The sequence below is a fragment of the Streptomyces sp. NPDC006207 genome, from assembly GCF_040613835.1.
Lineage (GTDB): Bacteria > Actinomycetota > Actinomycetes > Streptomycetales > Streptomycetaceae > Actinacidiphila.
Genome location: NZ_JBEXSX010000129.1, coordinates 1 through 7,649, shown reverse-complemented (window position 1 = coordinate 7,649; position 7,649 = coordinate 1). Strand labels below are relative to the sequence as shown.

The following is a 7,649-nucleotide window of genomic DNA, read 5'->3' as shown; positions in this document are numbered from 1 at the left end:
TGGAGAACGCGGGCGCGACGGTCATCGACGCTCCCGACGTCGTGGACGGCAACCTCGTCTCCTGCCGCGGATGGCCCGACATGCCGCAATTCGGCAGGGCGATGATGGAGCTCTTCTCGAAGTCCATCAACTCCGCATCGGCATGACCACACCTGACCTGCCCCGGTGAAGCCCGAGCCACTCGCCGACCTGTGCCACCGCCATCGTCATGCGCCGGTCGCCAGAGGCCAGGCCTCTGGCGATGTCGGCCACCCGGTGGCTCGATCCTGGCCAACCTCTTCAACCCGCGAGTGATCGTCATCTGAGGCCATTTCGCCTCGCCGGCCCAGTGGCTGCTGCCCAACGCACAAGATCAGCTGCAACGGCTCGTGGTGGCAGCTCCAGCCGCCCAGTGCCGATTCGTCGCCTGCACGCTCGGCTTCGGCGCCGCCTCCCGTGGCGCGGCGAGCACGGTGATCAACCACATCGTCGACGACCCGACCGCGATCACGGACTCACCCAGGTCGGCACCTTGCTGACGGCCCCACAGACCTGGAGACGGCACCCTCCAGCAACCGCACTATCCGCTACCACCAAGTGGCAATAGGCGCGGCGGTTCGCGCCGTGCCTGACATCCCCCAGGCAGGAAGGTTTTTTCATGTCACCACGTCATCGAACGTGGCCCAGGCTGCTCGACGCAGCCCTGCCAGCAAAAGGACGACGCCCGAGACGTCGCACCGCGACCACGATGGCCTTAGCCCTCATCGCCCCTTTCCTCACGCTCCTCGCGACGCCGGTGAGCGCTGCGGCCCCCACGGCGGCTGAGCCCGCTCCCGTCGCTGCACCGGAGCTGCTGCAGCCGTCCGCGCCTGCCGCCGAGGCCGCACCACCAGACGCCCGCTTCAAGGTGCTCGTGGTGCGCAGCACCCAGGACGCGGTGTCGTCGGCCGGCCTGGCCGCGATCCGGGATGCGGCCAGACCCGGTCATTTCACGGTCGTGGCGCCCGGGCCCGCTGACGTGGGCGACCATTTCACGGAGAAGAAGCTGAAGCAGTACCGCGCGGTGGTGTTCTTGGACACGGGTCTCGCGAGCCCGCTCACGGACGCGCAACGCGCGAACTTCGAGGACTACTTCCGCGACGGCGGCGGCTTCGTCGGCGTCGGCTCGGCGGTCGAGACCGACGAGTCCTGGTCGTTCCTGACCGACATCCTGGGGACGCGTGCGTCCGGCAGGACCGACGTGCAATCGGGTGACGTGAAGGTCGCCGACCGCGTGCACGACGCGAGCAAGGATCTGCCGCAGATCTGGTCGCGGACCGACAATTGGTACAACTTCAAGAAGAACGTCCGCGGTGTGTCACACGTCCTCGACACCGTCGTCGAAGACCCGTTCGGGCCGCAGCCACAGGGCGCCGACCTCGACGGGATCGCCGGGGGCACGATGGGCGCCGATCACCCGGTCTCATGGTGCAAGGACTTCCAGGGCGGCCGCTCGTTCTACACCGGCCTGGGCAACACGGCCGCGAGCTTCGACGCCGGCCTCACCAAGCACCTCAAGGGCGCGATCGGCTGGGCCGCGGGCCAGGCCGACCCGGCCTACAGCGATTGCGGCGCGACCGTGCTGGCCAACTACCAGCAGACGAAGATCGGCTCGCCGCCGAACCTGCAGGAGCCGATCGGCTTCGACCAGCTGCCGGACGGCCGCGTTCTGCAGACGGACCGCCTCGGCTCGCTGCGCATGCACGACTCGACCACGGGCGTCACCACGGTCGTCGCCAACTTCGCCGATCCGAGCCTGCCGATGACGCAGCAGATCTACTCCGCGGGCGAGGACGGGCTCTATGGCCCGGCGGTCGACGCCAACTTCGCGACCAACAAGTGGGTCTACCTCTACTACTCGGCGAAGGAGGTCACCGACGTCAAGCTGAGCGACGGATCGGTCGTCACCCAGATCACGCCGAACACCACCCCGCCGAACGTGGCAGCGTCCAAGACCGCGTGGGATCCGTACGTGGGCTATTTCCAGCTCAGCCGCTTCAAGTTCGTCGACGCCACCGACAGCACGCCGGCGCACCTCGACATGGGCTCCGAGCAGCAGATCATGCGCGTGCCGGTCAACCGCCAGGAATGCTGCCACGTCGGGGGCGACATCGACTTCGACAAGCACGGCAACCTCTGGATGGTCACCGGCGATGACACGCCCGCGGGCGGCATCAACGCCGGCGGCTACGGGCCGTACAACTCGCAGAAGACCGACGAGCAGCAGACCGTTCGCGTCACCAACGCGACGGGCGGCACGTTCACGCTGACCTTCGAGGGCCAGACGACGGAGCCGATCGCGTGGAACGCGGATCGCAATGCGATCGACGCGGCGCTCGAGGCGCTCTCGAACATCGAGGCGGACGAGATCCAGACCAGCGGCGGCCCGGTCAACACGTCGAACGTCAACGTGTTCTTCCGCCGCGGCAAGCAGCAGTCCGCTCAGCCGCAGATCACCGCCGACGGCGCCGGCCTGAGCGGCACCGCCACGCCGGCGATCGCCACCAACACGGCGCAGGAGGGCGGCTGGTATCAGCGGCTCACCGGTGACTCGCGCCGCACCGCGCTGAACACCAACGACCTGCGCGGCAAGGTGCTGCGGATCAAGGTCAAGGACGGCAACATCTCCGCCGCCGACGCCAACAAGGTCGCCTTCGGCCCCGGCACGGGCGCCTACTCGATCCCGTCGGGCAACCTGTTCCCGCTGGTCGCGGGCGCGCCGCAGGACAAGACGCGGCCGGAGGTCTACGCGATGGGTTTCCGCAACCCGTTCAGGATCCAGGTCGACGAGAACGACGTGGCCTACATCGGCGACTACTCGCCCGACGCCCAGACACCGCAGCGCTCGCACGGCCCGGCGGGCACCGGCCGCTACGAGATCGTGCGCAAGCCGTCCAACTACGGCTGGCCGACGTGCTACAAGCGCGACCTCGCGCACTACCAGTGGAACTTCCACGAGTTCGCGCCCGGCACCACCACACCGGGCACGCCGCTGAACGACCCGCCTCAGAAGTTCGACTGCAACGGGCCGACACAGCGCAACGACTCGCTGTGGAACATCGAGGGCGGTCCGACGGTCGAGCCGGGCCTGAGGGACGTCCCGCCGGTCACCGACCCGGACATCTGGTACTCCTACCGCGACAACAACACGAGCGCGCCGCTCGGCACCCCGTGCGAGGCCTACTACGCGCCGACCCCGGGCCCGATCGCTCCCGGCTCGACGAGCGAATGCCCGCGGCTGTTCCCCGAGCTCTACACCGGCGGCGTCGGTCCGCACGGGGTCACGAAGTACCACTACGACCCGAAGAACCCGAACCCTCACAAGTTCCCGCCGTACTACGACGACTCGGTGATCATCAGCGAGTGGACGCAGGACACGCTGCGCGAGGTCAAGCTCGACAAGCGCACCAACCACGTCCAGAAGATCAACAACTTCCTGGATTGCGGCAGCCGTGCGAACGCCGGGGCAGGCACGTTCCGGTTCGAGTGCGACAACCCGATGGACTTGCAGTTCGGTTCTGACGGCGCGTTCTACCTGCTGACCTACGGCAACGGGTTCAACGTCATCAGCCCCGACGCGGGCATGTACAAGTGGGAGTACGTCAAGGGCAAGCGCGCGCCGAAGGCCGTGCTCACCACGGACCGCACCGACGGCTCAACACCGCTGACCGTGAACTTCTCCAGCGCCGGCTCGCTGGATGAGGATCCCGGCGACTCGATCCGCTACGAGTGGAACTTCGGCGACGGCTCGGCGATCGAGACCGACCCGAACCCGGCACACACCTACACGCAGTCCGGCCGCTACACGGCCGTGCTGACCGTGCTCGACTCGTCCGGCAAGCAAACCTCGACCAGCACCGTGATCACCGTGGGCAACACGAGCCCGACGGTGGTCGTCAATACGCCGGTGGAGGGCGGGACGTTCGCGTTCGGCGAGGACATCCCGTTCTCGGTCACGGTCACCGACCCCGAGGACGGGACGGTGAATTGCTCCGAGGTGCAGGTGACGTTCGTGCTCGGCCACGACGCGCACGGCCACGCCGAGGAGTCCGTCAACGGCTGCTCGGGCGTGCTCCACACGGACGCCGACGACGTCTCACACGGCGGCAACGTCTCCGGCGTGGTCCAGGCACGCTACACCGACCACGGCGGTCCGGGCGGCGTCCCACAGCTGACCACGACCGGCCAGCACCAGATCCGCCAGAAGCACCAGGAGGTGGAGTTCGTCGTCAACCAGTCCGGCACCAACACGGCGACCAACACCGACGGCGGCGCCGGCGTGCACCGCGGCAGCCTGGGCTCGGGCGACTGGCTCCAGCTCAACGGCCCATTCAACCTGACCGACATCGATTCGATCACGTTCCGCGCGGCGGACGCGACGAACGGCCGCACGCCCGGGTCGCCGCTGGCGGCAATCGAGGTCCGTCAGGACTCGGTCACCGGGCCGATCCTGACCACGGCCAACCTCGTGTCCACCGGCGGGACGGGAACCTGGACGAGCCAGACGTTCCCGGTCTCGATGTCCGGGACGCATGAGCTGTTCCTGGTGTTCCGCTCGGTCACGGGTGGCGCCACGGGCGGCAACCTGTTCAACCTCAACTGGGCCGAGTTCGTCGGCGCGGGCATCGGCACCTAGCGAACCCGCCCGTGCCGACGAACCCGAGTTCGTCGGCACGGGCATCCGCACCCAGCGAACCCGCCGGTACAGCGGCAAGAGAGAAGACACTCATGCGGAGAAGATTTCGCACATCGGCAGTGGCCGCCTTCCTGACGGCGGCCGCAACACTCATCCCCGCGACACCGTCGTGGGCACAGGAAACGACACCGCCGACGATCAACGTGGCGACGCTGTCGCCCTCTGCGCCGACCGGCCAGAACAACTGGTACACCGGCCCGGTGACGCTGAACGTGTCGGGGACCGACGACGTCGGCATCGCCAAGTTCCAGTACTCGCTCAACGGCGGCGCCGCCTACATCGACGTGCCCGTCGAGGGGGCGCCGACGTCGGCCACGGCGTCGGCGGTGATCACGCAGGAGGGCAACACCAGCGTTCGGTACCGCGTGGTCGACACGTCCGGAAACGTCGCGGCGTTCCGCTCGATCTCGGTCCGGATCGACACGCGCGCGCCGGCTGCATCGTACCCGGCGATCACCGACGGTCACGTCGGTCACGTCGCCACGCTTATCCCGACACGCACGGACCCCGCCCCCGGCTCGGGCGGAGTGGCTGTGCTGAACATGTACCTCGACGGCAAGCTGGTCCCGCCGTTGCCGGTGCAGACCTCCGACCTGTCGCTCGGCGTGCACACGCTCGCGGTGCATCTCTCCGACGCTGCTTCCAGCAGCGCGAAGTACACGCAGACGTTCATCGTGACGACCTCGTTCGCGGACGTCGGCACGCTGATCACCCGGTTCGTGACCGCCGGCAGCGTCTCGGCGGAGGTCGGCGAGGCGCTCCAAGCCAAGGTCGACCAGGCGAAGGCGCTCGCCGACGCCGGTTCGGCCATGCGCGCGAGCCAGGTCCTGAACGGGTTCGTCACGATCGCCGGCCGGATCGCGCCCGGCTCGGCCCGCAGCACACTCGTGGGCGATGCTCGTTACCTGATCGACCAGCTCAACGACCGGCTCGCGCCGGAGCCCGCGACGGGCCTCACGTCCGAGCCCGCGCAGGGCCCGAAGTTCATCCCGGACCCGGTGCTCGCCCCGCTCCCGCACAAGCCGGACGCCGACTACAACGTCCTCATCTTTTCCAAGACGACGGGCTTCCGGCACGACCACATCCCGCACACCGTGGCCGCGATCCAAAAGCTCGGCATCGCGAACAACTTCAACGTCGACGTCTACGACCCGCAACTCCCGACGGTCACGCTGCCCACGAGCCCGTTCCTGAGCCTCGACACGCTCAAGCAGTACGACACGATCGTCTTCGAGTCCAACGTCGGGCACCCGGGCCCGCTCAATGCGACCACCGAGCAGCCGAACTTCGAGGCCTACATGAAGCAGGGCGGCGGCTATGTCGGCATCCACGGCGCCGCCGACTCGTTCGAGGTCGGCACCTGGCCGTGGTACGGCAACCTCGCTGGTGGGTTCTTCACCAGCCATCCGAACGGCCAGAACGGGTTCGGCCAGTGCGGCAGCTGCATCCACGCCGAGGTGGTGACCGAGGACAAGACGCACCCGGCGACCGCGCATCTCCCTGCCCGGTGGATGACGGTCGACGAACTCTACAACTTCGACCGCAACATGCGGGCCGACGTACACACGCTGCTGAGCCTCAACGAGGACAGCTACCAGCGCAGCCTCAACAGCGGCAACGCGGCCACCAACCCGCTGCAGCTGATGAACGGCGACCACCCGATCGCGTGGTGCCAGAACTGGGACGGTGGCAAGGCGTTCTCGAACATCCTCGGCCACTTCCGGACGCAGTACTACGACGACGCGTTCATGCAGATCATCCTCGGCGGGATCGAGACGACCGCCGACCGCACGGACGCCAACTGCTCCTCCTACCGCGAGACCAGCCTGCTGATCAAGGCTGACCGAGCCAACGGGCTGCTGACCGCGGACGCCGCGGACGCCGCCGGTGCCGCCCTGGACATCGCGCGGGACAGCTACCTGGCGACCAAGTACACCACCGCCATCCCGGCGCTGAACTCGATCGTCGACCTGGCGAACGACAAGGCCTCCGGCGAGGCTGCGGCCCGTTCCGAGCTCGCGCGGCAGGCGCGCGAGCTGCGGGAGTGGATGCAGAACCTCAACCGCTGACCCGTTCACGCGGCGGGGCGGCGAATCGCCGCCCCGCCGCGCTGACGCTGGAGCGCGCAACACTATCGCGATCGGAGGGGAGGAAGATGACGGTGACCCTTGGACGAATTGCCGGGCTGTCGCGGGCGCCGCCCCGCAGACCGGCTCCACGAGTACGCCGCGCCGTACTGGGTCTTCAGTCAGTCGAGAAGTCCTTCGGCCCATGTGTGGCCCGGTGGCGAACCGAGCAGGACGTCGAGCATGCTCAGGGGAGCTTTAGGTGGTCGAAGTAGGGCGCTGGCGGGCGGTTCCGCGGTGGGTGAAAGATGGCTGGCGTCCATCACCTTTCCTATACGATCCAAGCGGGGCATCAACATCCCGCAGCATACGACCGATGTCAACAGGTTCCCGAAGACGCTAGAAGTGACCTCACGCCTATGGCGCCTTCGGGCTCCGCGACGCCTCTTTTCACGATCTCATCGCCTTGAGCGCGGAGAACCAGCTCATCCGCGAAGCGCTCGCTCGCCTGCACGCGCACGTGCACCTGTTCGGCTTCCGACACCCAGGTCACTCACTTGGCGATGGCCGAGCACGAAGAAGTTGTGGCCGCGATCGCCGCGCGTGACCCCGACGCCGCCGCCTACGCCATGCGTCGGCACATCCTGCTGTCCGGCGAGCCGTTCCGGCGATTGTTCGGCGAAATCAAAGGCTCGGACGGAACGGTGTAAAGGCTTGACGGGCGGGACGGGCCGAGGAATGCTAACCCAATCAGATCGGATTGGATCCGCCTCACCCGCCTCAGATGCGAGGAGAAGCAGGTGCCCAGAGCGCTGCTCCTGACCGGCGACGCCGCCGAGGAACTCGACACCATGTATCCCTACTATCGC

General features: G+C 67.8%; 3 protein-coding genes. All 3 read left to right on the top strand.

The features are described from left to right. Window positions 1-727: 727 nt before the first annotated feature. The 3 genes from ABZ312_RS44690 (at window position 728) to ABZ312_RS44680 (ending at window position 7,490) form a co-directional block, all read left to right on the top strand. Window positions 728-4,654: a ThuA domain-containing protein gene (locus ABZ312_RS44690; protein ID WP_500440196.1), complete on the top strand. Its 3,927-nt coding sequence runs from the start codon at window positions 728-730 to the stop codon at window positions 4,652-4,654. Window positions 4,655-4,857: 203 nt separating this feature from the next. Continuing rightward, window positions 4,858-6,783 carry a ThuA domain-containing protein gene (locus ABZ312_RS44685; protein WP_500440195.1) on the top strand — a complete coding sequence of 642 codons (1,926 nt, stop codon included), beginning with the start codon at window positions 4,858-4,860 and terminating at the stop codon, window positions 6,781-6,783. Between the two features lie 560 nt (window positions 6,784-7,343). Next, window positions 7,344-7,490, top strand: coding sequence for an FCD domain-containing protein (locus ABZ312_RS44680; protein WP_500440194.1), 147 nt, complete (start codon window positions 7,344-7,346; stop codon window positions 7,488-7,490). The last annotated feature ends 159 nt before the right edge of the window (window positions 7,491-7,649 follow it).